Source organism: Streptomyces sp. V3I7 (assembly GCF_030817495.1).
Lineage (GTDB): Bacteria > Actinomycetota > Actinomycetes > Streptomycetales > Streptomycetaceae > Streptomyces.
Map to the genome: position 1 here is coordinate 841,242 of NZ_JAUSZK010000001.1, position 26,827 is coordinate 868,068.

Sequence of the window (26,827 nt, forward strand, 5' to 3'; positions counted from 1 at the left end):
CTCACTTCGCGTACTTCTTCTTGTTCTCGGCCAGCAGTTGGTTGGCCGTCCGCACGCCCTCGGCCAGGGCCTTCGCGGGCGATTGCTGTTTGAGCACCGCCTTCTGGACGGCGAGTTCGAGGGCCTTGGACTGGACGTCGCCGATACCCGGCACAGGCGGCGGGAAGTGGAAGACGCTGACGTCCTTGGCGAGCGCGGTCTGCGGCAGCTTGGCGACGGCCGGTTCCTTGCGCACGGAGTTACGGGCCGGGATCATGCCGGCCTTGGCCCACTCGGTGGACTGCCTGCTCATGTAGTCGATGAAGAACCGGGCCGCCTGGACCTTGTTCCTGTCCCGTGTCGCCTGGGACGTCATGACGAAGTTGTGCGAGGAGCTCCACACCGCGGGGGTGTCCCCGATCACGGGCACCGGCGCCATCTGCCAGCTGATGCTGCGGGCGTTGCTCTTCAGGTCGTTGAGCTGCCAGATCCCGTCCCAGGTGACGCTGACCTTGTTGTTCTTGAAGGCGTTGTACTGGGCGTCCAGGGCGACCTGCCGGGGGCTGTGGCCGTCGTCGATCTGGCCGACCATCCAGCGCATCGCCTCCACCCCGGCGTCCGAGCCCCACAGGGCGGCGGTCCCCTCCGCGTCGTACAGCTCACCGCCGAACTGCCACAGGAGCGTCATGAACATCAGGTGGGCCGGCCACTCGTTCGGCATCCAGAACGGGTACTTGACGCCGGCGTCCTTCAGCTCGCCGAGGGCTCCCTCGAAGCCCGCCCGGTCGGTCGGGGCCTTGTCCAGCCCGGCCCGGGTCAGATGCCGGGTGTTCCAGTAGGCGGCGAGGCAGTGCACGTCCAGCGGCACGCTGTAGCGCTTGCCCCCGTACACCCCGGCCTGCCAGATGGCCGGGATGAAGTCCGACTCGCTGAGTCCGAGCGCGGCGACGACGTCGTCCAGCGGTACGAGCGTCCGGCGCGCGGCGAGGGTGGCCACCCAGTCGATGTGGATGACCGCCACGTCCGGGCCCTTGCCGGCGGCGATCGAGGTCGGCAGCGCGGGATAGAGGTTCTCCCAGCGCCGGGTGGTGTTGCGGACCTCGATCCTGCCCTTGAACTGCGTGTTGAAGGCGTCGACCATCGACTTCATGTGAGGGCCGTCGCCGCCGGTGAAGCCGTTCCAGTACTCCAGGGTGACCTTGGGCCCCTTGTAATCGCCGCCGCTGAAGCTGGGGACGGGCTTCGAGTCGCCCTGGTCCGTGCCGAGTTTGGTGCCGCTGCCGCAGGCGGTGAGCAGGCCGGCTCCTGCCGCACCCGCCATGCCGAGGAAGGCTCGGCGCTTCGGCTGCGGTCCATGCGGGGATGTGCTGCTCATCCTCTGCTCCTCGGGTGCGAGTACGGGTGTGAGGGCGGTGCGGGTGTGAGGGCGGTGCGGGTGCGGGCGGTTCGTGCGAGTGCGGGCTTTCCGGGCGCCGATTCGTCTGGAGGAGGTCAGTGCGCGCTCGGGTTCCTGTGCTTCAGTTCGCCGTCCCGCCGGCGCTTGCGTGCGTGCTGAGGCGGATCATGGTCCAGGAGACCGCGGGCAGTTCGACGGTGAGCGTGCCGTCGTCCGTCTTGGTGTCGACGACCGCCCGGGGGCGTACGCGGTCGGGCTGTTCGGCGGTATTGGCCGCCGTGGTGTCAGCATCGGAGAGGACCAGGTGCTCGGCGACCCGGGCGGCAGGGAAGGCGCGCAGGTCGACGGTGACGGAAAGCGGGTCCGTACGACCGCGGTTGACGGCGAAGAGGACGATCTCGCCGCTGTCCTCGTCGTGGGTGGCGGTGGCCCAGAGTGCGGGCACGGCACCGTACTTGGCGGTCTCGAGGACGGGGGAGTCGGGCTCCACGCGGAGCACCGTGCCGCGGGCGTGCCGGGCCGTCCGGGCGAACGGGTGGAAGATGGTCTGACGCCAGGCCGGGCCCCCCGGACGGGTCATGATCGGGCCGATGACGTTGGCGAGTTGGGCCTGGCAGGCGACGCCCACGCGGTCCGCGTGCCGCAGGAGGGTGATCAGCAGGCTCCCGACGACGACGGCGTCGGTGACGTCGTACACGTCCTCGATCAGCTCGGGAACGGGCTGCCACTGGAGCGAGGATTCCCCGCCGAAGCGGCTCTGGTACCAGACGTTCCACTCGTCGAAGGAGAGCTTGATCTTCTTCGTGTCGCGCAGCTTCGCGCCCACGTGGTCGGCGGTGGCGACGACGGAGTCGATCATCTCGTCCATCCCGGCAGCGCTGGCCAGGAAGGAGTCGGTGTCGCCGTCGGACGGGTCGTAGTACGCGTGCAGCGAGACGTAGTCGACGAACGGATAGGTGTGCTCGAGAACGGTCGCCTCCCATGAGGCGAAGGTGTCCATGCCGGCGTTGGAGCTGCCGCAGGCGACCAGTTCGAGCCCGGCGTCGAATCGCTTCATCGCCCGGGCCGTCTCCGCGGCGAGCCGCCCGTACTCGTCGGCCGTCTTGTGCCCCATCTGCCAGGGGCCGTCCAGCTCGTTGCCCAGGCACCACATCCGGACGTCGTACGGATCGGCGACGCCGTGCGTCCGGCGCAGGTCCGAACGGGCCGTCCCGGATGGATAGTTGGTGTACTCCAGCAGCTCCAGCGCCTCGGTCGTCCCGCGTGTGCCGAGGTTGACCGCCAGCATCGGCTCCACGCCCGCTTTGGCGGTCCATGCCATGAACTCGTTGAGCCCGAAGGCGTTGCTCTCCACGCTCCTCCAGGCGAGGTCGAGCCGGCTGGGGCGCTGCTCGACGGGGCCGACCCCGTCCTCCCAGCGGTAGCCGGACACGAAGTTGCCGCCCGGATAGCGGATGACGGTGGGGCCCAACTCCCCTACGAGCGCGAGGACATCGGTACGGAATCCCTCCGGGTCGGCCGCAGGGTGGCCCGGTTCGTAGATCCCGGTGTAGACGGAGCGACCCATGTGCTCGACGAACGAGCCGAACAGACGCCGGTCGACGGCACCGACGCGAAATCCGGGATCGAGGGTGAGACGGACCGTGGGCACCTTGGGCATCAACTGAGCTCCCTGGCACGTACTTGAGGTGCGGCGGGCGGGGGCGAGAGACGTGGACGACGACACGCGGTGCACGCGCGACGCGCCCCGGTCGAACGCGACGCGCAGGGGCCGCACGGCCACCGGTGGCGCCTGTCCCATGACGCTGGACGAACGGACGGCGGTAGCGTGGTGATACGTTTACATCGTTGGAACAGCGTTGTAAATAGCTTGCTCCATAAGGTCGTTGACGCAGAACTGTCCCTCGCGGCCGCCCTGCGCCGCTACTTGCGAGACTTGCCGGGTACGGCCCGCGTCGCCCGCCGGCGATGTGCCGGTCCGGTCCAGGCTGCTGAGGAAGGCATCCGCGGGTGCCGGTGGAGGTGATCGATGTGGGCGCTAGCCTCAAGGACGTGGCCGCACTCGCGGGGGTGTCGGTCAAGACGGTGTCCAACGTCGTCAACGGGTACGTCCACGTCTCCGCGCCCACCAGGGAGAAGGTCCAACGCGCCCTGGCGGAGCTGGACTACCGGCCGAACCTGTCCGCACGGAACCTGCGCGGCGGCCGTACCGGCGTGATCGCCCTGGCGCTGCCCGAGCTGGACGCGCCCTACTTCGCGGAGCTCGCCCGGTTCGTGATCGACGCCGCCGCCGAGCGTGGCTGGACCGTCCTCATCGACCAGACCGACGGGCTGCCCGAGCGTGAACTCCAGGTGCTCCAGGGCATCCGCGAACAGCTCATCGACGGGCTCATCTTCAGCCCTCTCACCGTCGGCCGCGAACATCTGGCCACCCGCACCGACAGCACCCCGCTGGTCCTGCTCGGCGAACGCATCCTCGACGGTCCCACCCACCATGTGGCCATCGACAACCAGCGCGCCGCGCGTGCGATGACGGAGCACCTGCTCTCTCTCGGCCACACCCGCATCGCGGCCATCGGCGCCCAGGACAGCCCGAGCGCGAACACCGCCCGTCTGCGGCTGGCGGGTTACCGGCAGGCCCTCAAGGCCGCAGGACTGGCCCACGACGACCGGCTGACCCCGCCGACCACGTCGTACCACCGCGCCGACGGCGCCGAGGCGATGCGTCGGCTGCTGGACCTGGAGCAGCCCCCGCAGGCCGTCTTCTGCTTCAACGACCTACTGGCCCTCGGGGCGCTGCGCACCGCTCTCTCCGCCGGCCTCCGGGTCCCGGACGATCTGGCGATCGCCGGATTCGACGACATCGAGGACGGCCGTTACAGCACGCCCACCCTCACCACCGTCTCGCCGGACAAGGCGCAGATCGCCCTCACGGCCGTGGAGTTGCTGGAAGCGCGCATCAACGGGCGTGTACGAGGCCGCCGAAGCGGAAGCGAGGCACGCGAGGTCGAGGCCGACTACCGGCTGATGCTCCGGGAAAGCACGGCAGGACGCGGCGAGCCGGCGGCCGCCCCGAACCTCGACGCGCGCGTCCCGGCCGCCCGGGATGACGGCCGGCCGGGAGGACGACCCGTTGAACTCTCCTCGACCTCTCCAGAGGGAGGCCCCGGCGCCCCGGGGCGATGAGAGGCCTGAGAACGGGCCGGTCAGCTTCGGTCGGCTCCTTCTGCGTGCGGCGGGCGAGTGGGGCCTAGAGCGCGGCTCCGCGGTGAGCACGGCATCGTCGAAGAACGCGAGCGGGGGGATGGGGCAGGCTCCGGGTGTTGTCGCTCGCCCACGCCGCTTCCGTGCAAGAGCCGGCCCCGGTCCGGGGACGGCCGCCCGGCGAAGCGCCCGGAGCTGCTGCCGTACGAGGGTCCGGCGGTCTGAGGGACGGGATGCGTGGGCGGGGTGAGCGCGTCGGCCGCGCCCAAGGCTGTGTGCGTGGCAGAGGCCGGACTCGACTCCTGGTGATCGCCACCCGCGGAGGGTTGCCGGGGAATAGCGGCCCGGACCGGCCGGTTGGCGAAGCACAAGATCGGCACGGCAGTTCGGGAGGGGTTGGGGTTATGGCAGTGCACGGCACAGTGACCGCCGGTTTCGAGGGGGTGCGGGAGGAGTTCGCCGCCTTCCTCGCAGGCGAGGAGCATGCGCCGGGCGCGCAGCTGGTGGTGCACCGGGGCGGCGAGCGGGTGGTGGACCTGTGGTCGGAGGGGGTGACCGGGGAGTCGTTGCTCGGCGTCTTCTCGTCCACCAAGGGCGCGGCGTACCTGGTGACCGCGCTCCTGGTCCAAGAGGGCGTCCTGGACCTGGACCGCACCGTGGCCTCGTACTGGCCAGACTTCGCCGCCGAGGGCAAGGCCGGGATCACCTTGCGCGAGCTGCTCGCCCACCGGGCCGGGGTGATCGGCCTGGACGCCGGCTTCACCCCGGCGGAAGCGGCCGACGACCGGGCGATCGCGGCCCGCCTGGCCGGACAGCGCCCGTTCTGGCAGCCGGGGCAGTTCTTCGGCTACCACGGGTTGGTGATCGGCGCGCTGGTCGGCGAGGTGGTGGTGCGGGCCACCGGGCGCACCCTGCAGGAGTGGTACGAGGAGCGGGTCCGCGCCCCGTACGGCCTGGACCTGTGGCTGGGCCTCCCGGAGTCCGAGGAGCCGCGGTTCCTCACCACCCTGCCGATGCTGCCGACGCCGGAGCAGCAGGCCGAGATCGAGGCGGCCGCGCGCAGCCCGTACAGCCTGGGCGGCATCGCGTTCAACGCGCACGCCCCCGGCAACGGCGAGCTGTACGACTTCCCGAACTCCCGCACCGTCCGCGCGAGCGGCCAGGCGTCGGCGGGCGGCATCGGCTCCGCGCGCGGACTGGCCGGCATGTACGCGGCGGCTGCCTTCGGCCTCGGCGGGGACGGCCCGCTCCTGAAGCCGGACACGGCCGCCGAGTTCGCCCGGATCCACTCCGAGGGCAAGGACCTGGTGAGCGGCCAGCCGCAGGCGTTCGGCCTGGGCTTCACCACTTTCGGCACCCACTTCCGCTCCACCGGTGCCGGCGCCTTCGGCCACAGCGGCGCCGCGGGCTCCCTCGCCCTCGCCGACCCGCGACAGGGCTACTCCTATGCCTACACCCGCCGCCGGTACGCCTTCCCGGGTGGCGCGGCCCCCGAGAACGAGCGCCTGCTGTGGTCGGTGGTCCGGGCGCTCGCCTGACGAGAGCGGGGCGCGGCCCGGAGATCCCGGACCGCGCCCCCGTACGGAGGCGCAGCTTCCGTTCGGTCGGCTACGTGCTACGTCACCGCGGTCAGCGTCGCGTAGACCACGAGGTTGCTCAGGTAGCCGGTGCGCTTGGTGTAGCCGCCGCCGCAGGTGATCAACCGGAGTTCGGGCCGCCCGGAACTGCCGTAGACCTTCTTGCTGGGGAACTTCTTCCTGTCGTGAAGCTCGACGGCACGGACGGTGAACACCGCTGTCCGCCGGTCCGCCCGGCTGATCTCGATGGTGGCGCCCTCGGTCAGGGCGCTGAGGTCGTAGAAGACACCGGGGCCGCCGGTGGGTGTGTCCAGATGCCCGGTGGCGATGGCGGTTCCTGCCGAGCCGGGAGCCGTGCCGTCGCCGTACCAGCCGGCGAAGCCGGGTTTGCCAGGGGGTGGGGTCCGTGGCGCCCCTGCCGCATCGAGGCCCACTCGCGTCATCGGGGCGTCCACGCCGATCGCGGCGATCCGGAGCCGGACCGGATCCGCGGGGCGCAGCGGACGGACCGTGGGGCGGGTGAGGTCCGCGGAAGCCGAGCCGGCCTGGGCCGCCCGTCGGTGCGGTGGATCCACGTCACGCACCCCGCAGATCAGCAGCACCGCACCTGCCGTCAAGGCGGCGGCGAGCGCGAGCGATGCGGGGACGAACGGATCTCGGGAAGCGCTGGTGCGGCGTCCGGGCGGCATCGCGGTCTTCGGACGTCAGGCTCGGTTGTCGTCCGGGCGGCGGTACATCCGGACCAGGCCCCCGGCGGCGGCTGTGACCAGGAGTCCACCGCCCAGGGCGAGCCCGACGCCGTTGTCCTCGGCAGGTCCGAATCCGGCGTCGACCGAGCCGTTCGGAGAGCGGCCGGTGACCTGGTACGTCTCCGTGACCTTGGTCAGCGGAGGGCACTTCAGGGTGACCGTGTCGCTGCCCGGCCTGGCGTCCTCAGGAATCTGGAACTCGCCGGTGAGCACCCCCTCCTCGTCGCCCTGGAAGAGGTGGAAGTCCCCGCCCAGCTCCGACCGGCCCTTGCCGTAGTCCGCGTCGGGGTCGCAGGCCCTCGTGCTGACCGTGACCGTGGACCCCGGGGCGGCGTTCCACGGGTCGATACTGACATCCGAGTCCTCGGCCGCGGCGGCCGGGATCTGCAGTCCGAGGGCACCGAGAGCCAGGCCGATGCCTGCACCCAGGTGTGTGTAACGCATGCGAATCCTCCATCGGAACGGTGGCCGGCCTGTCTGCGCGGTGCCTCTTGCGTGCTCTGCTCACGAGGCAACCGACACCGCGCCGGTTCCGCAACCTGACGCTTCGCCACATGTGTCGCCCAGTCAGGTGTCGCGGTGTCTCCGCTTGATCCCCTTCGCAGGTCACCGACGCGGAGATCACCGGCACCGACCACCCGCCGCCCCGTCCCCATAACGGTGACAACGGTGACGCGTGAGGACGCCACGACCTCCGGTCGCGCACGCGGACGAAGGGGTCGCCGCGGCCTGGCCGCACGGAACGGCCCGGGGTGGGCGATACGCTTTCGCGGACGGTCCACTTTTCTGCCCGGAAGCCTCTGACCTGTAGGTTCCTACAGACGTAGACGGTTATGAGCCTGTATGGACGGACGGTAAACTCCGTACACGTGACTTCAGCGCCCGCCAAGCCCCGCATCCCGAACGTCCTCGCCGGACGCTACGCCTCCACCGAGCTCGCCACGCTCTGGTCTCCCGAGCAGAAGGTGAGGCTGGAGCGGCAGCTCTGGCTCGCCGTGCTACGGGCGCAGAAGGACCTCGGGATCGAGGTGCCGGACGAGGCGATCGCCGACTACGAGCGCGTCCTCGACACCGTCGACCTGGCCTCGATCGCCGAGCGTGAGAAGGTCACGCGGCACGACGTGAAGGCGCGGATCGAGGAGTTCAACGACCTCGCCGGGCACGAGCACGTGCACAAGGGCATGACCTCCCGCGACCTGACGGAGAACGTCGAGCAGCTCCAGATCCGGCTGTCGCTGGAGCTGATGCGCGACCGCACGGTGGCCGTGCTGGCCCGCCTCGGCAAGCTGTCCGGCGAGTACGCCGAGCTGGTCATGGCCGGCCGCTCCCACAACGTCGCCGCGCAGGCCACGACGCTGGGCAAGCGCTTCGCGACCGCCACCGACGAGCTGCTCGTGGCGTACGGCCGCATCGAGGAGCTGCTGTCCCGCTACCCGCTGCGCGGCATCAAGGGCCCGGTGGGCACGGCGCAGGACATGCTGGACCTGCTCGGCGGCGACGCCTCGAAGCTGGCCGAGCTGGAGGACCGGATCGCGGGTCATCTGGGCTTCGCGCAGGCGTTCACCTCGGTCGGCCAGGTCTACCCGCGCTCGCTGGACTACGAGGTCGTGACCGCGCTGGTGCAGCTCGCGGCGGCGCCGTCCTCGCTGGCCAAGACGGTCCGGCTGATGGCCGGGCACGAGCTGGTGACCGAGGGCTTCAAGCCGGGGCAGGTCGGCTCGTCCGCGATGCCGCACAAGATGAACACTCGCTCCTGCGAGCGCGTCAACGGCCTGATGGTGATCCTGCGCGGCTACGCCTCGATGACCGGCGAGCTGGCGGGCGACCAGTGGAACGAGGGCGACGTGTCCTGCTCGGTGGTGCGCCGGGTCGCGCTGCCGGACGCGTTCTTCGCGCTCGACGGCCTGCTGGAGACGTTCCTGACCGTCCTCGACGAGTTCGGCGCCTTCCCCGCCGTCATCGCCCGCGAGCTGGACCGCTACCTGCCGTTCCTCGCCACCACCAAGGTGCTGATGGGCGCGGTGCGCGCCGGTGTCGGCCGTGAGGTGGCGCACGAGGCGATCAAGGAGAACGCGGTCGCCACCGCGCTCGCGATGCGCGAGCAGGGCGCCGAGCGCAACGATCTGCTGGACAAGCTCGCCGCCGACGAGCGCCTCCCGCTCGACCACGCGCAGCTGGAGGCCCTGATGGCCGACAAGCTGTCCTTCACCGGTGCCGCGGCCGACCAGGTCGGTGTCGTCGTCGCCCGGGTCGAGGAGATCGTCAAGCAGCACCCGGAGGCCGCGGGCTACACCCCGGGAGCGATCCTCTGACTCGATCGCCCCGCTTCACTCAAGCGGAACTGGAGGCCGCCCGCGACCGTCTCGTACCGGACGTCGTCGCGGGCGGCCTCCGCGTTCTGTTCTGCGGTATCAACCCGAGCCTGATGACGGCTGCGACGGGACACCATTTCGCCCGCCCGGGCAACCGCTTCTGGCCGGTGCTGCATCTTTCGGGGTTCACGCCGCGACTCCTGAAGCCGTCCGAGCAGCGGGAGTTGCTGTCGTACGGGCTCGGCATCACGAACGTGGTGGCGCGGGCGACCGCGCGGGCCGACGAGCTGTCCGCCGAGGAGTACGTCGAGGGCGGGCGGCTGCTGGCGGAGAAGGTGACGCGGCTGCGGCCGGCGTGGCTGGCCGTGGTCGGGGTGACGGCGTACCGGGCCGCCTTCGGGGAGCGTAAGGCCCAAGTGGGGCCGCAGGAGCGGATGATCGGGGACTCGCGGGTGTGGGTGCTGCCCAATCCCAGCGGGCTGAACGCGCATTGGACGGCGGCGACGATGGCGGAGGAGTTCGCCCGGCTGCGGGAGGCCGCGCAGGCGTAGCGGGCGGGGCAGCTCAGGGCGGGTCGCGGTCGGTGACGACCGCGAGGAGCTGGAAGGGAAGCTCCTTGTCCCACTGGGACACGCCGAGGGCGACCCACCGGCCCGACCCGGGCGACTGCCACAGGTGCACGTCCGGCACGTGACTGCTCAGGCCGTCCCACGGCTCCTCGATGTCCTCCCCGTCCATCGCCCGAGCGCCCACGCTGTACAGACTGAAGTGCTGCGGCGGCCCCCATCGCTCGACGAGCCGCTCGCCGAGACCGTCCCGATCGGCGTCGTACTGGACCGCGGTCTCCGCGCTCCCGGTGCCGTCGTCCTCCCAGAACTCGCCGCTGGTCTGCAACTCCGCTATGTGGTAGCCGGGGCCGCTCTCGCCGTGCTCCGTCCGGCCGTACTCCGCGGGAAACTCCCGGGCGCACAGCAGGTCGATGAGGGCGAGGTGCTTCGCGACGTCGACGTCCATGCGTTCCAGTAAAACGGCCCCCACTGACAATTGGCTGCCCGTCAGGCGTCCCGCCGCCGCACCCTCCAGGCTCCGGCGAGCAGCGCGGCCGCCGACCACAGCGCGGTGACCGCGAGTCCGGACCACGGGCCCAGGGAGCCGTCCCAGGTGCTGTGCAGGGCGACCTGGCCGGCGCGGTCGGGGAGGAAGTCGGCGACGTTGCCGGACAGATCGCCGATCAGGAAGGACACGACGAGGAGGAACGGGATCAGGGCGCTGAGCGTCGCCGTGCCGCTGAACAGGAGGGGGTTCGTGGCCCCGGGCTAACCTGCCGGACCCGTGCGGAGGCGGGTCTCCAACACGCGCCCCTCCCTGAGCTGTTGTGCGCCGAGTACGATCCGGCCCACACGCGCGGGAGCGGGGAGGGCGGACGGTGGAACGGCTGACCGGTGGCGATCCCTCGCTGCTGCGCAGGATCAACTCCGCGGTGGTGCTGCACGCGCTGCGCGGCGCGGACTGCGCCACGCTCGCGGAGATCACCCGGGTGACGGGGCTGTCCCGGCCGACCGTCGAGGGCGTGCTGGAGGGGCTGGTCGCGGCCGGGCTGGTCACGGAGCAGGCGGCCGAGGAGGGCTCCGCCCGGCGGCAGGGACGGCCCGCGCGGCGGTTCCGGTTCCGGGCCGAGGCCGGTCATCTGCTGGGCGTGGAGGTCGGGGCGCACCGCGTCGTCGCAGTCCTCGCCGGTCTCGACGGCCGGGTGCTGGACGCCCGGACCAGGGACGTCGACGTACACGCCGATGCGGACGTCCGGCTGGACCGGCTGGGCGCCGCTGTCGCCGAACTGCTGCGGCGCACCGGCGTCGCACGCGGCTCACTGCGCGCCGTGGGGGTCGGTACGCCCGGGATCGTCGAGGCGGACGGCACGGTGCGGCTGGGCACGGCGCTGCCGCAGTGGACGGGGCTGCGGCTCGGCGAGCGGCTCCGCCGTTCCGTCCGGTGCCCGGTGCTGGTGGAGAACGACGCCAACGCCGCGGCCGTAGCCGAGCATTGGAAGGGCGCGGCGCGGGCGACGGACGACGTGGTGTTCGTGCTGGCCGGGTTGAGCCCCGGCGCCGGTTCGCTGATCGGCGGGCGGCTGCACCGGGGGTTCGGCGGGGCGGCCGGGGAGATCGGCGCGCTGCACCTGCTGGGCCGTGAGGCCGCCCCGGAGCGGCTGCTGTCCACCACGGACGAGCCGCTGCACCCGCTCGACGAGCAGGCGGTCGCCGAGGTGTTCGCGCTCGCGCGCGAGGGGGACCCGCGGGCCCGTGCCGCCGTCGACCGGTTCCTCCAGCGCCTCGTCCACGACGTGGCCGCGCTCGTGCTGGCCCTCGACCCCGAACTGGTCGTGATCGGCGGCTGGGCCTCCGGCCTGGACGGCGTCCTGGAACCGCTGCGCGCCGAACTCGCCCGCTACTGCCTGCGCCCTCCCCGCGTCGCGCTCTCCCGACTCGGCGACACGGCCGTCGCCACGGGCGCGCTGCGCCTCGCCCTCGACCACGTGGAGGAGGAACTGTTCGCGGTCGAGGGCGCGTTGCCGGTACGGCGGTGACGCCCCGCGGCGCCGGGGAGGCCGCGGTCAGGACGCCCGCGGCGGCCGGAACGGTCACGGTCAGGACCCCCACACCCTCCGGGACAGGCACGGTCACGACGCGCCCACACCCTCCGGGACAGGCACGGTCACGACGCGCCCACACCCTCCGGGACAGGCACGGTCACGACGCGCCCACACCCTCCGGGACAGGCACGGTCAGGACCCCCGCCGCGACCGGGGCGGTCGAGGTCAGGACGCCCGCTGTTCCGGGCCGTGGTGGATCTCGACTTCGCTGCTGCTGTCGCCGAAGGTCAGCCGGCAGGTGTCCGCGCGGTACGTGGCGACCGAGAGTGCCGCGGTGCGTCCGGCCGCGACGTAGCGCGTGGTGACGACGAGGACGGGGGCTCCCGGGAGGCGGTCGAGTTCCTTGGCGTCGTCCGCGCGGGCCGAGCCGAGTTCGACGGCACGCTCCTGGCCCTCCAGCTCCAGGCGCTGGAGTTCGCGCAGCACAGCCCGCGCGCGGGCGGGGCCGGAGGGCGCGTCGATCGCCGACAGGTCGGGCACGGATGCGTCCGGGACGTAGAGCAGTTCGGCGGCGACCGGCTGACCGTGCGAGACCCGGGAGCGGCGCACGATGTGCACGGGCTCCTCGGCGTCGGTGTCCAGGTCGGTGGCGACGGCCGCCGGAGGGGTCGCCCGCGTGCAGTCGACCGGCTGCCAGGCGTCGCCCGCCGCGCCCGGCCACGCGTGTGCCGTCGCGCCCACGGCCACGCCCATGCGCGGCGGGGCGACGGTCGTACCGACACCGCGGCGGCGGTGCAGCCGTCCTTCCAGCTCCAGCTGTTCGAGGGCCTGGCGGAGCGTGGCGCGGGCCACGCCGAAGCGGGCGGCGAGATCACGCTCGTTGGGCAGGATCTCCCCGACCGAGAATTCCGAGTCCAGAGCCTGGCTGAGCAAGGTCTTGAGATGCCAGTACTTCGGTTCCGGCGCCGATTCCAGCTGCAAGGTCCCCACCCTGTCCTTGTTGCGCGCCTTGTTTATGCAAGGTTGTTGCACTTATCAGCGACGATAGGACGGCCCCCACCCTTGGTCAATACCAATCGGCGGGGGCCGGCACGGCTCGGGTCACAGGCTCGCCAGGGACCGGAGCTTGTCGGGGTTGCGGACGATGTACACCGCGCGGACCAGTCCGTCCACGACGTCGAGCTGGATCACGCTGTCGGGTTCGTCCCCCGCCAGGGCCAGCGCCGCGACCCCGCCGTTGATCTCCAGGAACCGCACGCTCAGCCCGGTTCCGCCCTTGCGCGTCGCGCCTATGAGGAAGCGGCCCACCTTGTCCGCGCTCTCCACGATGCGCAGCGGCGCCTTGGCCTTGCCGCCGCTGTCGCCCACGAGGCGGACGTCGGGAGCGAGCAGCGCCATCATCCCCTCCAGGTCGCCACCGGCCGCGGCGACGAGGAACCGCTCGGTCACGTCCCGCCGTTGGCCCGGGTCGACCTGGTAGCGCGGGCGCCGCTCGTCCACGTGCCGGCGCGCCCGTACCGCGAGCTGGCGTACTGCCGCCTCACCGCGGTCGAGCATGGCCGCGATGTCGGTGTACGGGTAGCCGAAGGCCTCGCGCAGGACGAACACCGCGCGTTCGAGCGGCGACAGGGACTCCAGGACGACGAGTACGGCGAAGGAGACGGAGTCGGTGAGCGCCGCGCGCTCGGCGGTGTCGGGGACGGTGTCCGCGTAGTCGGTGACGTACGGCTCGGGGAGCCACGGGCCGACGTACGCCTCGCCGCGCGCCTCGATCTGGCGGAGCCGGTCGATGGCGAGCCGGGTGGTGATGCGCACCAGGTACGCACGGGGTTCGCGCACCGCGCCGTGGTCGGCTCCGGACCAGCGCAGCCAGGCCTCCTGGACCACGTCCTCCGCGTCGGCGACGCGCCCGAGCATGCGGTACGCGACTCCCGTCAGGAGACGGCGGTGCTCTTCGAAGACGTCCGTCACGGCGTGTGTGGTCACGGCACCATCCCATCGGAAGCCGTGCCGTGCTGTCCAGACAGATCCACCGGTGGCGATGTGCCGTGCCGTGCCGTGCCGTCCAGGCCGATCCGACGGTGGCGATGTGCCGTGCCGTCCAGGCGGGTCCGACGGTGGCGGGTGCGGCGCGCCGGCACGGCACGCCGGTGCCGGGGCTACCCACGGGTAGCGATCACTGAGAAGCTGTGTGCCGCGTCCGCAGAACCGTCCCCCGGACGACGTCCGCAGGCCCGCCCCCCAGACAAGGAGCACCCATGACCACCACCGTCTCCTTCAAGGTCCCCAGCCCTCACGGCTCCCACGGCTCCCACGACGTCACCGTGTCCTACGCGCGCGTGGGCCGCGGCGAACCCCTGGTCCTGCTGCACGGCATTGGCCACCACCGGCAGGCCTGGGACCCGGTGGTGGACATCCTGGCGGCCGAGCGCGACGTGATCGCCGTCGACCTGCCCGGCTTCGGCGCGTCCCCGGGGCTGCCCGAGGGCCTCCCCTACGACCTGCCGACGACGAACGCGGTGCTCGCCGCGCTGTTCGAGGCGCTGGAGCTGGACCGGCCGCATGTGGCGGGCAATTCGCTGGGCGGGCTGCTGGCCCTCGAACTCGGCCGCGAGCGGCTCGCACGGTCCGTCACCGCCCTCTCCCCCGCCGGTTTCTGGACGCAGGCCGAGCGGCGCTGGGCGTTCGGCATCCTGATCGCGTTGCGGCGGATCGCCCGGCGGCTCCCGCTTCCCCTGGTCGAGCGGCTGGCCGCGACCGCCGCCGGACGCGCGGCCCTCACCAGCACCATCTACGCCCGGCCCGCCCGCCGTTCGCCGGAGGCCGTGGTCGCCGAGACGCTGGCGATGGCGCGGGCCACCGGCTTCGACGCCGCCCTGCGGACCGGCCTGACCGTCCAGTTCACGGACGACGTCCCGGGGACGCCGGTCACGGTGGCCTGGGGCAGCCGGGACGTGCTGCTCGTCCCCCGCCAGGGCATCCGCGCGAAGAAGATCATCCCCAGGGCCCGGCTGATCCGGCTGCCGGGCTGCGGGCACGTTCCGATGAACGACGACCCGGCCCTCGTCGCCCGCGTCATCCTCGACGGCAGCCGCTGACGGACCAGCCACCTGACCGGTACCCAACCCCTTTGCCGGGCAGCCCGGTTACGGCACCACGGGTCAGCTGTTCACTTCCGGTTTCCGTGCGCGGTGTGGTGCGCCCGTGGTCGGGGCGCTGCACACTGTCAGCACCCGACTCCGGAGGCGTATTCATGTCATCCCGTTCGTTCCCGGGCCGCCGCAGCGTCCTGCGCGGTTCCCTCGTCGCGTCGGCCGCCGCCACCCTGCCGGCCGCGTTCGGCTCCGCGCCGTCGTTCTCGCTCTCCGGGCGCCCTTCGGCGGGCTGGGGCGTGCAGGTGGGCGACGTGACGGCCGACTCCGGCCTGGTGTGGGTGCGTTCGGACCGGCCGGCGCGGATGATCGTGGAGACGTCGGCCACCGAGGCGTTCCGCGATCCGCACCGCTGGGACGGTCCGCTGCTGGGCCCGGACACCGACTTCACCGGCACCACGCTGCTGCGCGGGCTGCCGCCCGGCGAGCAGATCCACTACCGCGTGCTGCTCGCCGACCCGGACGACCCGCGCCGCACCGGCGAGCCGGTGACCGGGACCTTCCGCACCGTGTCCGCGCGGCGGCGCGAGGGCGTGCGGTTCCTGTGGTCGGGCGACCTCGCGGGCCAGGGCTGGGGCATCAACCCCGACCGCGGGGGCTACCGGATCTACGACGCGATGGCGCGGCTCGACCCTGACTTCTTCCTGTGCAGCGGCGACAACATCTACGCGGACGGTCCGATCTCGGCGACCCAGGCGCTGCCCGGCGGTGGCACCTGGCGGAACGTCACGACCGAGGAGAAGGCGAAGGTCGCCGAGACCCTCGCCGAGTTCCGGGGCAACTTCCGCTACAACCTGCTGGACGAGAACCTGCTGCGGTTCAACGCCCAGGTGCCGGCCATCGTCCAGTGGGACGACCACGAGGTGCGCAACAACTGGTACCCCGGCGAGGTGATCGCCTCCTCGGACACGCGGTACACCGAGAAGAGCCTCGACGTGCTGGCGGCGCGCGCCCGACGGGCGTTCAGCGAGTACTTCCCGGTGTCGACGCTGCGGCCCGGTGAGCGGGAGGGCCGGGTGTACCGGGTGCTGCACCAGGGCCCGCTGCTCGACGTGTTCGTGCTGGACATGCGGACGTACCGCGACGCCAACTCCCCCGGCACCCAGACGGTGGACCCGCAGGGCATCCTCGGCCGTGAGCAACTGGACTGGCTCAAGCGCGAGTTGTCGCGGTCTCAGGCGGTATGGAAGGTGATCGCGGCGGACATGCCGATCGGCCTGGTCGTACCGGACACGCTGGAGGGCCGGCCGAACTTCGACGCCGTGGCCCAGGGCGACCCGGGCGCGCCGCTCGGCCGGGAGCTCCAGATCGCCGAACTGCTGCGACACATCAAGCACCGGCGGATCACCGGCACGCTGTGGCTGACGGCCGACGTGCACCACACGTCGGCCCAGCACTACCGGCCCGCCCAGGCCGCGTTCACCGACTTCGAGCCGTTCTGGGAGTTCGTCTCCGGCCCGCTCAACGCGGGCGCCTTCCCGGCCACCGCCCTCGACGCGACGTTCGGTCCTGAGCGGGTCTTCCTGAAGGCGCCGACCGCCTCGAACGTCTCCCCCGCCGGCGGCTACCAGTTCTTCGGCGAGGTCGACATCGACGGCGGCAGCGGCGAACTGACGGTACGTCTGCGTGAACAGGACGGCACGGTGCTCTTCACACAGACCCTTCAACCCGGCCTGGTGGGGCAGTAGATCAGCAGCGCGCGTGCGATCGGGCGCGCGCGGATCCCCAACTCCCGTACTCTCGAAGGTGCTCCGCGCCCCGGCGTCATCCCCCGATGCGCGGAGCCTCCGCACGACCGGGCTCGCGCAGGCCCAGGCACCCGCCGCCCGGAAGCCGTTGAAAACGGACAGAAGCTCGCTTTACTCATCGGTCACAATACGTTCGTGATCACGCAACACCGTTCCTTCAGAGTGGTTGCATGAACCGAGACATGACTGACGCGACGCACGAGCAGCAGCACGGCCACCCCCTGCACCGCTGGCTCCCCACCTGGTGGCTACGGCGCCACGGTCACGCGCCTCCTACAGGCGATACCGGCGCCCGGGAGACGGAAGGTCAGCCCGGGCCTGCCGACGAGACCTCGCCGGTCACCGCGTCCGGCACCCTGTGGCGGATGCGGACGACGGTGAAGGACGAGCCGGGATCGCTGGCCGCGCTGTGCACGGCACTCGCCGAGCACCGCGTGGACATCCTCAACCTCCAGGCGCATCCCCTCGCCGAGGGCACGGTGGACGAGTTCCTGCTGCGGGCGCCGGGCGCGGCCACCGGGGAGGAGATCACCCAGGCGGTGACCCTGGCCGGGGGTGCGCACACCTGGATCGAGCGGGCCGACGCTCACGATCTGGTCGACGCGCCGACCCGGATCCTGGGACTCGCGGCGCGCACCGCGCTGGATCCGGCGGAACTTCCCCTGGCCCTGCGACAGTTGCTCGGCCGCTGCACGATCCGCTCGCTGCCTGTCCCGCCCACCGGCGAAGTGGTGCCGGTGGAAGGGGTGTTCAAGGACACCGTGCTGCGGCTGCGCGCGGCGGAAGGCGGCGTGATCACCGTGGAGCGGCCGTATCTGCCGTTCACCCCGACCGAGTTCGCCCGCGCGCGGGCGCTCGTGGAGATGGACAGCCGGCTCGGCCCGCGGATCCCGCGCAGCCGGGACGTGCTGACGCTCCCCGAGGGCAACGCCATCACCGTACGCCGCGCCGACGCGAGCGACCTCGAAGCGGCGAGGGCGATGCACGCCCGCTGCTCCCCGCACACTCTCGGCCTGCGCTACCACGGGCCGGCCAGGGACGCGGACCGCTATCTCAAGCACCTCCTCGGCCCGCGCTTCGGACGCACGCTCGCCGTGCAGACGGCCTCCGGCCGCATCGTCGGCCTCGGCCATCTGCTGTGGGACGGCGACGAGTCGGAGGTCGCGCTGCTCGTCGAGGACGCCTGGCAGCAGCGCGGCATCGGCCGTGAACTGCTCGCCCGGCTGGTGACGATGGCGGTCGAGGCGGGCTGCGAGAGCGTGTACGCCGTGACGCGTGCGGCGAACACCGGGATGGTCGCCACGATGCGCGGACTGGGGGTCCCGCTCGACTACCAGATCGAGGAGGGCACCCTGGTCGTCACGGCCCGCCTGGACGCCACCCCGGTCAACTCCCTGATGCCGTACGACAGCAGGCAGGGCGAGCTCGGCGGGGCGACCCTCGGCCGCTGAACACCGCCGGAACCACAAGAGCGAACGGCCCGGCTCGAAAAGCCGGGCCGTTCGCACGCCGTCAGCGCCCCCTCAGCCCACCGCCACCCGAGTCTCCCCCGACACCCCCGCAGCCGACGCCCCGAAACCGGCGCCCCCGCCCCCAGCGCCGCGTCAGGTCCCCCAGGTCCTCGACACCTCGACCCCACCGACGACAGCCGCAGGCAACGACCGGCTCACACCGCCGACCACTCACCCGCCCTCGCCAACCGCCCCGCCCTCAGCTCACCCCCACCCGCACGTCCCCCGACACCCCCGGAACCGGCGCCGGCACCCCCGCCCCCAACGCCGCGTCCAGATCCGCCCACAGGTCCTCGACGTCCTCCAGCCCCACCGACATCCGCAGCAGCCGGTCGCTCACCCCGGCATCCCGTCGGTCCTCCGCGTCGACGATGCGGTGACTGATGGAGGCCGGGTGCTGGATCAGGGTGTCGACGCTGCCGAGGCTCACGGCCGGGGTGATGAGCCGGACCCCGGCGATGACCTCGTGCGGGTCGCCGTGCACCTCGAAGGCGATCATCGCGCCACCGAGGCGCGGATAGTGGACGCGGGCCACGCGCGGGTCGGCGGCGAGCCGTACGGCCAGTTCGGCGGCGCTCGCGGAGGCGGCCCGTACCCGGACCGGCAGCGTGGCGAGGCCCCGTAGCAGCAGATAGCCGGCCAGCGGGTGCAGCACGCCGCCCGTGGCGAACCGGACCTTGCGCAGTCCGCGCGCCAACTCCTCGTCGCAGGCGACCACTCCGGCCAGTACGTCGCCGTGCCCGCCGATGTACTTCGTGGCGCTGTGCAGCACGAGCCGTGCGCCCTGCTCGGCCGGGCGCTGGAGGACGGGCGTGGCGAAGGTGTTGTCGGCGAGCAGCGGCACGGAGCCGCAGGCGTGGGCGATGGCGCGCAGATCGAGTTCGGCCAGGGTCGGGTTGGCCGGGGACTCGACCATCACCAGCCCGGTGTCGGGGCGCAGGGCGTCCGCGATGCCGGCCGGGTCGGTCCAGGTGACCTCCGTGCCCAGCAGCCCCGCGGTCAGCAGGTGGTCGCTGCATCCGTACAGGGGTCGTACGGCCACGACGTGGCGCAGGCCCATGGAGGCGCGGACGAGGAGCACGGCGGTCAGGGCCGCCATGCCGCTGGCGAACGCGACCGCCGCCTCGGTGCCTTCGAGCCGGGCGAGCGCGGTCTCGAACCGGGCGACGGTCGGGTTGCCGAGGCGCCCGTACACCGGCACGCCGTCGAGTTCGGCGCCGGTCGCGGCGAAGGCGTCGATGCGGGCGGCCTCGTCGCGGCTGTCGTACGACGGGTAGGTGGTGGACAGGTCGATCGGCGGGGCGTGCAGTCCCTGCCGGGCGAGGTCGTCACGGCCGGCGTGCACGGCCTCCGTGGCGAGGGCTCGGGGTGCGGTGCGTACGGCGTGTTCCCGGGTGTGGGGAGCGTGGGCGCGGATGCTCGCTGAGTCCATGGTCGGAAGGGTGAACACCGAGCGGGTGACCGGCGTGAACTCCCGTGTTACGTTCGGCGGATGGCCGACTCCGTCGTACTGGATCCGGTGGACCTCCATCTGCTGCGGCTGCTGCAGAACGACGCCCGGACCACCTACCGTGACCTCGCCGCCCAGGTGGGCGTGGCGCCGTCCACCTGTCTGGACCGGGTGGCCCGGCTGCGTCGCTCGGGCGTGATCCTCGGTCATCAGCTGCGGCTCGATCCGGCCAAGTTGGGGCGTGGGCTCCAGGCGTTGCTGTCGGTGCAGGTCCGACCGCACCGGCGGGAGCTGGTGGGGCCGTTCGTGGAGCGGATCCGCGCGCTGCCGGAGGCGCGGACGATGTTCCACCTCACCGGTCCCGACGACTACCTCGTCCATGTGGCGGTGGCCGACGCGGCGGATCTCCAGCGGCTCGTCCTCGACGAGTTCACGGCGCGGCGCGAAGTGGCGCGTGTGGAGACCCGGTTGATATTCCAGCAGTGGGACTGCGGACCACTGCTGCCGCCGGGGCCGAGGCCGGAGCCGACGTCAGCCGAATCGCGGACGTGAATCGCGATTAGTCGGATGACGCGGGCGTCGTCGCCGTATGAGGATGGGCGGCATGTCTGAGACCAAGACCACGCTGCCCCGTGAGGTCGCCGACGCCTACGTCGACGAGTTCATCGCCCTCGATCCGGTCACCGGTACCTACCTCGGCGTCGCAGAGAGTTCGCGCAGGCTGCCCGACTTCTCACCCGCCGGCCAGGAGGCTCTGGCGGAGCTGGCGCGGGCCACCCTCGCGAAGCTCGACGAGGCCGAGCGGCGGCCCGGCGCGGACAGTGACGTGGAGCGTCGCTGCGCGCGGCTGCTGCGTGAGCGGCTGACCGCCGAACTCGCCGTGCACGAGGCCGAGGAAGGCCTGCGCAACATCGGCAACATGGTCACGCCAGCGCACATGGTGCGCGACGTGTTCACGGTGACGCCGACGCAGACGGACGAGGACTGGGCGGCCGTCGCGGAGCGGCTGCGCGCGGTCCCGGCCGCGCTGGCGGGCTACCGCGAGTCCCTGGCGCTCGGCCTGGAGCGGAAGCTGTACGCCGGTCCGCGCCCGACGGCCACGTTCATCGAGCAGCTCACCGAGTGGGCGGACACGGACGGCAAGGGCCGCGGCTGGTTCGAGGACTTCGCCTCGGCCGGTCCCGAGGCGCTCCGCGCCGAGCTGGACGAATCGGCCCGCACGGCGACCGCGGCGATCGTGGAGCTGCGGGACTGGATGCGGGACGTGTACGCGCCCGCCGTCGAGGGCGCCCCGAACACGGTCGGCCGCGAGCGGTACGCGCGCTGGTCGCGCTACTTCAACGGCACCGACCTCGACCTGGACGAGGCGTACGCCTACGGCTGGTCCGAGTTCCACCGCCTGCTCGGGGAGATGCGGCTGGAGGCGGAGAAGATCCTGCCCGGTGCCGCGACGCCGTGGGTGGCGCTCGCGCACCTCGACGAGCACGGGGTGCACATCGAGGGTGTGGACGAGGTCCGCGAGTGGCTCCAGGGCCTGATGGACCAGGCGATCGAGGAGCTGGACGGCACGCACTTCGAACTCGCCGAGCGGGTACGGAAGGTGGAGTCGCGGATCGCGCCGCCCGGCGGTGCGGCGGCCCCGTACTACACGCCCCCGTCGGAGGACTTCTCGCGTCCGGGCCGCACCTGGCTGCCGACGATGGGCCAGACCCGGTTCCCGGCGTACGACCTCGTCTCGACCTGGTACCACGAGGGCGTGCCGGGCCACCACCTCCAGCTGGCGCAGTGGGCACACGTGGCGGAGAACCTCTCCCGCTACCAGGCCACGCTCGGCGGGGTGAGCGCCAACGCGGAGGGCTGGGCGCTGTACGCGGAGCGCCTGATGGACGAGCTGGGCTACCTCACGGACCCCGAGCACCGGCTCGGCTACCTCGACGCGCAGATGATGCGCGCGGCCCGGGTGATCGTCGACATCGGTATGCACCTGGAGCTGGAGATCCCCGCGGACTCCCCCTTCCACCCCGGTGAGCGCTGGACGCCGGAGCTGGCCGAGGAGTTCTTCGGCGCGCACAGCAGCCGTCCGGCGGACTTCGTGAAGAGCGAGCTGACCCGCTACCTGTCCATCCCCGGCCAGGCGATCGGCTACAAGCTGGGCGAGCGCGCCTGGCTGCTGGGCCGCGAGAACGCCCGTGAGCGGCACGGCGACGCGTTCGACCTGAAGGCCTGGCACATGGCGGCCCTGTCCCAGGGTTCGCTCGGCCTGGACGACCTGGTGGACGAACTGTCCGCGCTGTGACGGCCGGCGCCCATGGCGCCCACGAGCGCAGTCATGGGCGCCCCGCGGCGCCTCAGGCGGGAAGTCGCCGCAGCTGTACGAGGCCGAGCCAGGTCTCCGGACCCGGCTTGGCGTATCCGGCGCGCACCGCGTACGGCCCCGCCGCCAGCGGCACGCGCAGCCGCTCCGTGCGCTCGGTCTCGGTGCCGGGCCACGCCGAGTCGAACAGGACGACAGGACCGGGTACGTCCCAGCGCACCTCGTCCTCCCAGACGACCGTGCCGAGGGCCTCGGGGACCCGGGCGAGCAGTTCGTCCTCCGAGTCCCCGGCGCACCACCGCACGAACATGCCGTGGTCGGGCAGGAACGAGGTGGAGGCCGGCTCGTCCCCGAGCACGAGGGCCGCGCTGTCCCCGACGGGCAGCAGTCCGACGTACCCGTCGACCTCGCACGCCCGGTCGTAGTCGGTGTCCAGGTCCTCCCCGTCGGCCCCGGCCCAGAAGGGCAGCACCGCCTCGGGAACCGCTATCAGCGGGCCACCGCCCGACTCCACCCACTCCACCGCGCCCGGATCCGCGTATCGCGCCATGGGCGAAACCTACACGGACGGCGACCGCGTCAACTCACCCCCTGCTGTCTCACCGTGGAACCCGAGCGGCCCTTCACGATCTCCAGTTGGGCGTGGACGCGGCGGCGGAGGTCGGCGACGTGGCTGACGATGCCGACCGCGCGGTCGCGTTCGCGCAGGGAGTCGAGGACGTCGAGGACCTCGTCCAGGGTCTGGTCGTCGAGGCTGCCGAAGCCCTCGTCGATGAAGAGGGTGTCGAGGCGGACGCCGCCGGCCTCGTCGGTGACGACGTCGGCCAGGCCGAGGGCGAGGGCGAGGGAGGCGAAGAAGGTCTCGCCGCCGGACAGGGTCGCCGTGTCCCGTTCGCGGCCGGTCCAGGCGTCGACGACGTGCAGTCCGAGTCCGCTGCGGCCGCGTCCGGTGCGGTCGTCGGAGTGGACGAGGGTGTAGCGGCCGGACGACATGCGCTGCAGCCGGACGGTCGCGGCGGCGGCGACCTGTTCGAGGCGGGCCGCGAGCACGTACGACTCCAGGCGCATCTTGCGTTCGTTGTCGGCCGAGGTACCGGCGGTGAGTGCGGCCAGGCGGGCTACGCGGTCGTACTCCTCGCGCAGGGGGCCGAGTCGGCGTACGCCGCCGGCCGCCCGGGCGGAGAGCCGGTCGAGTTCGGCGCAGCAGTGCGCGGCCGCGTCGCGGGCGGAGGCGGCCTCGCGCAGGCGCCGGGCGGCCTGGGCCGCGTCGTGTTCCGCCGCCGCGAGGTCGGCGGGCGGCTGCTGGGCGGCGGCCGCGGTGTCGGGTTCGGCGAGGGCGGCGCGTACGGCGGCCTCCTCGGACTGCCAGGCGTCGAGGCGGCGTTGGAGTTCGCGGTGGGCGGCGGGGGCGAGGAGGGCGGCGGCCGCGGCCTGCGGGGTCTCGAATCCGGCGCGGTAGGCGGCGTCGGCGAGGCGGGCGTCGGCGTCCTTGAGCCGCTGGGCCGCCTCCTCGGCGGCGCGGGCGGTGTCGGCGGCGTCGGTGAGCAGCGCCACGCGCCGCTCCAGCTCCGCGGCCCGCGCGGCGACGCTGGCGGCGGTACCGCGCGCCTGCGCCAACTCCCCTTCCAGGGCCTCCCGTTCCTGGTCGAGGGCCTCGCGCCGGGTGAGCCGGGAGGCCGCTCGTACGGCGGCCTGCTGGCGGTCGGCGAGGCGCCGCTCGCGCTCCTGCTCGGCTCGCCGCAGCTGTTCCTGGGCGGTGTGCAGCGCGGAGGCGTCGCGACGGGCCTGGGCGTGGTCGCGCTCCAACGCGCCGTGGGCGGCGGCGAGTTCAGCCGTCGAGGCGTCGCCCGCCTCGGCGGTGGCGGCTGCCAGGGCCTCGCGTGCGGCGCTCAAGGTCCGCTCGTCCTCGGCGCGTTGCTCGTCGGCGCGCTGGTAGGCCGTGAGTGCCTGCTCCTCGGCCTCGCGGCCGACGTGGCCGGTGATCTTCCGCGCGGGCGCGGGGTGTTCGGTGGCTCCGCAGACGGCGCAGGGCGCGCCGTCGGTGAGGGTCGCGGCGAGTTCGGCCGCGATGCCGTTCAGCCGCTGTTCCTTGAGGTCGAGCCAGTGGGTGCGGGCCTTAAGGGCGTGCTTCGTCGAGTCGAGCGACCGCGCGCGAGCGGTCTCCGTCTCCCCGGCCAGCCGGTCGCGCAGGCGTGCGGCGTCGAGCCGGCGCCGGGCGGGTTCCCGCTGTACGGCGAGCTGTGCGGCCCGGGTGGCGGCCTCCTGCGCGGACTCGATCCGGGTCCGGAGTTCCGCGCGCGTGGCCTCCCAGTCGGCGAGCCAGCTCTCGGCGTCGCGCAGCACGTCCTCGTCGTCCCGCTCCTGACGGTCCACGTCGGCGCGTTCCGCGAGGAGTTGAGCGAGTCGCTGCTCGGCGCGGCGGGCGGACTCCAGCCCGCCCAGCTCCTCCGCCGCGCGGCGGGCGTCGGCGGCGAGCCCGGCGGCGCCGGCGTCGGCGAAGCTCTCCGGCAGCAGCCCGCGCGTGCGTGCCTCGGCGGCGGCCGCCCGGCGCTGCTCGGCCTCGGCCCTCTCGCGCAGCTCCAGTGTCGGCGCCGCCTTCTCGGCCTTGCGGCCGCGCTCCATGCGCGCCTGCGCCTCCTGGTGCGCCCCGGCCCGCTCCTCCAGCAGCGCGGCCCGCTTGCGCGCCTCGGCGAACCGCGCCTGCAACCGGGCCCGTTCGCGTACGTCGGCCAGGGCGCCCTCGGCCGTGGCGTGCGCGGACTCTGCGGCGGCGAGGCGGCTGCGGGCGACGGTGAGGCGTTCGCGGGCGGTGCTGCGGGCGACGGCCGCGGCGGCGAGGACGGCCTCGGCCAGGCCGGGCTCGCCCGGAGCCAGCTCCGGCAGCTCCATGGCGTCGCCGGCCTCCTGCTGCATGCGGTGCGCGTCGGCCAGCAGCGTGGCGTCGCCCTCCCGCACCCGGGCCTCGGTTGCGCGGCGGCGTTCGGCGAGGCGCTTCTCGACGTCGGCGAAGCGCTGGGTGTCGAAGAGGCGGCCCAGCAGCCGGCCGCGCGCCTCGGCGTCGGCGCGCAGGAAGCGCGCGAACTCGCCCTGGGGCAGCAGGACGACCTGGCAGAACTGCTCCCGGCTCATGCCGAGCAGCTGCGTGAACTCCTCGCCGATCTCCTGGTGCGAGCGGCTGAGGTCCTTCCAGGCGCGGGCCACCGCGTCGTACTCGCGCAGCCAGCTCTGCGCCTTGTCCATGGTGGTGCCGGACCCGCGCTTCTTGGGCCGCTGCCAGGGCGGCTGCCGGGTGACCTCCAACCGCCGTCCGCCGACGGTGAGTTCGAGCCGTACCTGGGTGCGGACGGCGGGGTCGGCGTGGTCGCTGCGCAGGGTGAGGCCCTGGCCGGTCTGCCGGGCGCCGGGCACGGTGCCGTAGAGCGCGTAGCACACGGCGTCGAGGACGGAGGTCTTTCCGGCGCCGGTCGGTCCGTGCAGCAGGAAGAGCCCGGCGGTGGACAGCGCGTCGAAGTCGACGCTCTGGGATCCGCCGAAGGGTCCGAAGGCGGTGATGTCGAGCCGGTGCAGCCTCATCGTGCCACCTCGCGTACGACGTCCTCGACGCGGACGGCGTCGAACGCCTCGCGCAGGACCGCCTCCTCGTGCTCGTCGGGTCCGGCGCCGCGGACGTGGGCCACGAAGTCCTCGGCGATCTGCTGGTCGCTGCGGCCCGCGAGGCGCGTGGCGTAGGACACGCCTGCGTCCTGCGGGGCGCGCTCGGGGTCGAAGACGAGGCTGAGGGTGTGGGGGAAGCGCTCGGTGAGCCGGGCCATCGGGTCGGCGGGGCGGACGGCGTCGGTGAGCGTCGCCTCGACCCAGGCCTCCTCGTGCCGGGTGAGCGCCGGGTCGGCGAGCAGGTCCTCCAGCGTGCCCCGGATCCGGGCCAGCGGGCGCGGCACCGGGCAGTCGACACGCTCGGCCGTGACCGCGCCGTCGGCGTCGAGGTCGACGAGCCACATGCTCTTGCGGTGGTCGGCCTCCGAGAAGGAGTACGCCAGCGGGGAGCCCGAGTAGCGCACCCGATCGGTGAGGGTCTGGCAGCCGTGCAGGTGGCCCAGTGCCACGTAGTCGACGCCGTCGAAGACCCCGGCGGGGACCGCGGCCACCCCGCCCACGGTGATGTCCCGCTCGCTGTCGCTGGGCTGTCCGCCGGTGACGAAGGCGTGCGCGAGGACGACGGAGCGGGTGCCGGGCGTACGGGTGGCGAGGTCGGCGCGGACGCGGTCCATGGCGGCGGCGAGCACGGTCTCGTGGCCCGCCTTTCCGACCCCGAACTCGTCCTTCACCAGGGCGGGTTCGAGGTACGGCAGCCCGTAGAAGGCGACGTCGCCGTGGGCGTCCGCCAGTACGACGGGGGTGCCGCACGCCGACGCCGCGGTGCGCAGGTGGATGCCCGCGCGCCCGATGAGCCCCGCGCCGACGCCGAGCCGTCGGGCCGAGTCGTGGTTGCCGGAGATCATCACGGTGGGCACACCCAGCTCCGCGAGCCGGTGCAGAGCGGCGTCGAACAGCTCGACGGCGGCCAGCGGCGGCACGGCCCGGTCGTACACGTCCCCCGCCACGACCACCGTGTCCACCTCGCACTCACGCACGGTGTCCACGAGGTGACCGATGAACGCGGACTGGGCGTCGAGCATGTTCACCCGGTGGAACGCCCGGCCGAGATGCCAGTCGGACGTGTGCAGGAGCCTCATGATCCATGAGGTTAACGGCCGGGTACGACACCACGGGCGGTTACTCCCGTATCAGCCCGACATGACGCGCACCACACTCGGACATTACATCCAGGTATGCCGGAAATGACAC

General features: G+C 72.7%; 21 protein-coding genes and 1 pseudogene. 10 read left to right on the forward strand and 12 right to left on the reverse strand.

The annotated features are described in order from the left end of the window. Nucleotide 1 precedes the first annotated feature (1 nt). Nucleotides 2-1,354, reverse strand: coding sequence for an ABC transporter substrate-binding protein (locus QFZ74_RS04055; protein ID WP_307619398.1), 1,353 nt, complete (start codon nt 1,352-1,354; stop codon nt 2-4). Nucleotides 1,355-1,496: 142 nt separating this feature from the next. Continuing rightward, the gene (locus QFZ74_RS04060) at nt 1,497-3,035 is read right to left on the reverse strand and encodes an alpha-N-arabinofuranosidase (RefSeq protein ID WP_307619399.1); all 1,539 of its coding nucleotides are present in this window, start codon (nt 3,033-3,035) and stop codon (nt 1,497-1,499) included. A gap of 371 nt (nt 3,036-3,406) precedes the next feature. Between QFZ74_RS04060 and QFZ74_RS04065 the strand changes: the two genes are divergently transcribed. Together QFZ74_RS04065 and QFZ74_RS04070 are read left to right on the forward strand one after the other, a co-directional pair. Next, on the forward strand, nt 3,407-4,561 hold the full coding sequence (locus tag QFZ74_RS04065) for a LacI family DNA-binding transcriptional regulator (protein WP_307619400.1): 1,155 nt from the start codon (nt 3,407-3,409) through the stop codon (nt 4,559-4,561). A gap of 422 nt (nt 4,562-4,983) precedes the next feature. Then, on the forward strand, nt 4,984-6,117 hold the full coding sequence (locus QFZ74_RS04070; protein ID WP_307619401.1) for a serine hydrolase: 1,134 nt from the start codon (nt 4,984-4,986) through the stop codon (nt 6,115-6,117). Between the two features lie 77 nt (nt 6,118-6,194). Here QFZ74_RS04070 and QFZ74_RS04075 read toward each other — a convergent pair whose 3' ends face one another. After that, nucleotides 6,195-6,845, reverse strand: a complete 651-nt coding sequence (locus tag QFZ74_RS04075) for a class F sortase (RefSeq protein ID WP_307619402.1) — start codon at nt 6,843-6,845, stop codon at nt 6,195-6,197. Nucleotides 6,846-6,860: 15 nt separating this feature from the next. Then, nucleotides 6,861-7,349, reverse strand: a complete 489-nt coding sequence (locus tag QFZ74_RS04080; RefSeq protein WP_307619403.1) for a sortase — start codon at nt 7,347-7,349, stop codon at nt 6,861-6,863. A 425-nt stretch (nt 7,350-7,774) separates the two neighbouring features. Here QFZ74_RS04080 and purB point away from each other — a divergent pair, with 425 nt between their 5' ends. Beyond that, nucleotides 7,775-9,217 carry an adenylosuccinate lyase gene (gene purB, locus QFZ74_RS04085; protein ID WP_307619404.1) on the forward strand — a complete coding sequence of 481 codons (1,443 nt, stop codon included), beginning with the start codon at nt 7,775-7,777 and terminating at the stop codon, nt 9,215-9,217. Continuing rightward, the gene (gene mug, locus QFZ74_RS04090; protein ID WP_307624037.1) at nt 9,214-9,768 is read left to right on the forward strand and encodes a G/U mismatch-specific DNA glycosylase; all 555 of its coding nucleotides are present in this window, start codon (nt 9,214-9,216) and stop codon (nt 9,766-9,768) included. The genes purB and mug overlap by 4 nt, the downstream gene beginning before the upstream one ends. A 13-nt stretch (nt 9,769-9,781) precedes the next feature. Here the strand turns inward: mug and QFZ74_RS04095 are convergent, their stop codons facing one another. Together QFZ74_RS04095 and QFZ74_RS04100 are read right to left on the reverse strand one after the other, a co-directional pair. Further along, nucleotides 9,782-10,231, reverse strand: coding sequence for a hypothetical protein (locus QFZ74_RS04095; RefSeq protein WP_307619405.1), 450 nt, complete (start codon nt 10,229-10,231; stop codon nt 9,782-9,784). Nucleotides 10,232-10,272: 41 nt separating this feature from the next. Next, nucleotides 10,273-10,515: pseudogene (locus tag QFZ74_RS04100) on the reverse strand (ABC transporter permease); the annotation flags it as partial. A 128-nt stretch (nt 10,516-10,643) separates the two neighbouring features. On the opposite strand from QFZ74_RS04100, the gene QFZ74_RS04105 reads away from it, so the two are divergent. Further along, nucleotides 10,644-11,801 (forward strand): ROK family transcriptional regulator, encoded by a 1,158-nt coding sequence (locus QFZ74_RS04105; RefSeq protein ID WP_307619406.1) that lies wholly within the window; start codon nt 10,644-10,646, stop codon nt 11,799-11,801. A 231-nt stretch (nt 11,802-12,032) separates the two neighbouring features. Here the strand turns inward: QFZ74_RS04105 and QFZ74_RS04110 are convergent, their stop codons facing one another. Continuing rightward, complete coding sequence (locus tag QFZ74_RS04110; RefSeq protein ID WP_307619407.1) at nt 12,033-12,797, reverse strand: GntR family transcriptional regulator; 765 nt, start codon at nt 12,795-12,797, stop codon at nt 12,033-12,035. A 111-nt stretch (nt 12,798-12,908) separates the two neighbouring features. Further along, nucleotides 12,909-13,793, reverse strand: a complete 885-nt coding sequence (locus QFZ74_RS04115) for an RNA polymerase sigma-70 factor (protein ID WP_307619408.1) — start codon at nt 13,791-13,793, stop codon at nt 12,909-12,911. A gap of 272 nt (nt 13,794-14,065) precedes the next feature. Between QFZ74_RS04115 and QFZ74_RS04120 the strand changes: the two genes are divergently transcribed. The 3 genes from QFZ74_RS04120 (at nt 14,066) to QFZ74_RS04130 (ending at nt 18,158) form a co-directional block, all read left to right on the forward strand. Then, a complete protein-coding gene (locus QFZ74_RS04120) occupies nt 14,066-14,905 on the forward strand; it encodes an alpha/beta fold hydrolase (protein ID WP_307619409.1) in 840 nt (279 codons plus the stop codon). A gap of 155 nt (nt 14,906-15,060) precedes the next feature. Then, entirely contained in the window at nt 15,061-16,647 is a 1,587-nt protein-coding gene (locus tag QFZ74_RS04125; RefSeq protein ID WP_307619410.1) for an alkaline phosphatase, read from the forward strand. A gap of 242 nt (nt 16,648-16,889) precedes the next feature. Beyond that, entirely contained in the window at nt 16,890-18,158 is a 1,269-nt protein-coding gene (locus tag QFZ74_RS04130) for a GNAT family N-acetyltransferase (protein ID WP_307619411.1), read from the forward strand. A gap of 259 nt (nt 18,159-18,417) precedes the next feature. Here the strand turns inward: QFZ74_RS04130 and QFZ74_RS04135 are convergent, their stop codons facing one another. Continuing rightward, the gene (locus tag QFZ74_RS04135; RefSeq protein WP_307619412.1) at nt 18,418-19,650 is read right to left on the reverse strand and encodes a PLP-dependent aspartate aminotransferase family protein; all 1,233 of its coding nucleotides are present in this window, start codon (nt 19,648-19,650) and stop codon (nt 18,418-18,420) included. 60 nt (nt 19,651-19,710) lie between these two features. Between QFZ74_RS04135 and QFZ74_RS04140 the strand changes: the two genes are divergently transcribed. Beyond that, complete coding sequence (locus QFZ74_RS04140; RefSeq protein ID WP_307619413.1) at nt 19,711-20,220, forward strand: Lrp/AsnC family transcriptional regulator; 510 nt, start codon at nt 19,711-19,713, stop codon at nt 20,218-20,220. 52 nt (nt 20,221-20,272) lie between these two features. Further along, nucleotides 20,273-21,964, forward strand: a complete 1,692-nt coding sequence (locus QFZ74_RS04145) for a DUF885 domain-containing protein (RefSeq protein ID WP_307619414.1) — start codon at nt 20,273-20,275, stop codon at nt 21,962-21,964. A gap of 52 nt (nt 21,965-22,016) precedes the next feature. On the opposite strand, the gene QFZ74_RS04150 is transcribed toward QFZ74_RS04145, so the two are convergent. The 3 genes from QFZ74_RS04150 to QFZ74_RS04160 are packed head-to-tail and all read right to left on the reverse strand — an operon-like array spanning nt 22,017 to nt 26,715. After that, entirely contained in the window at nt 22,017-22,532 is a 516-nt protein-coding gene (locus QFZ74_RS04150; RefSeq protein ID WP_307619415.1) for an immunity 21 family protein, read from the reverse strand. Nucleotides 22,533-22,561: 29 nt separating this feature from the next. Then, entirely contained in the window at nt 22,562-25,555 is a 2,994-nt protein-coding gene (locus tag QFZ74_RS04155) for an SMC family ATPase (protein WP_307619416.1), read from the reverse strand. Then, nucleotides 25,552-26,715: an exonuclease SbcCD subunit D gene (locus tag QFZ74_RS04160; protein WP_307619417.1), complete on the reverse strand. Its 1,164-nt coding sequence runs from the start codon at nt 26,713-26,715 to the stop codon at nt 25,552-25,554. Before QFZ74_RS04160 ends, QFZ74_RS04155 begins: the two co-directional genes overlap by 4 nt. Nucleotides 26,716-26,827 lie beyond the last annotated feature (112 nt).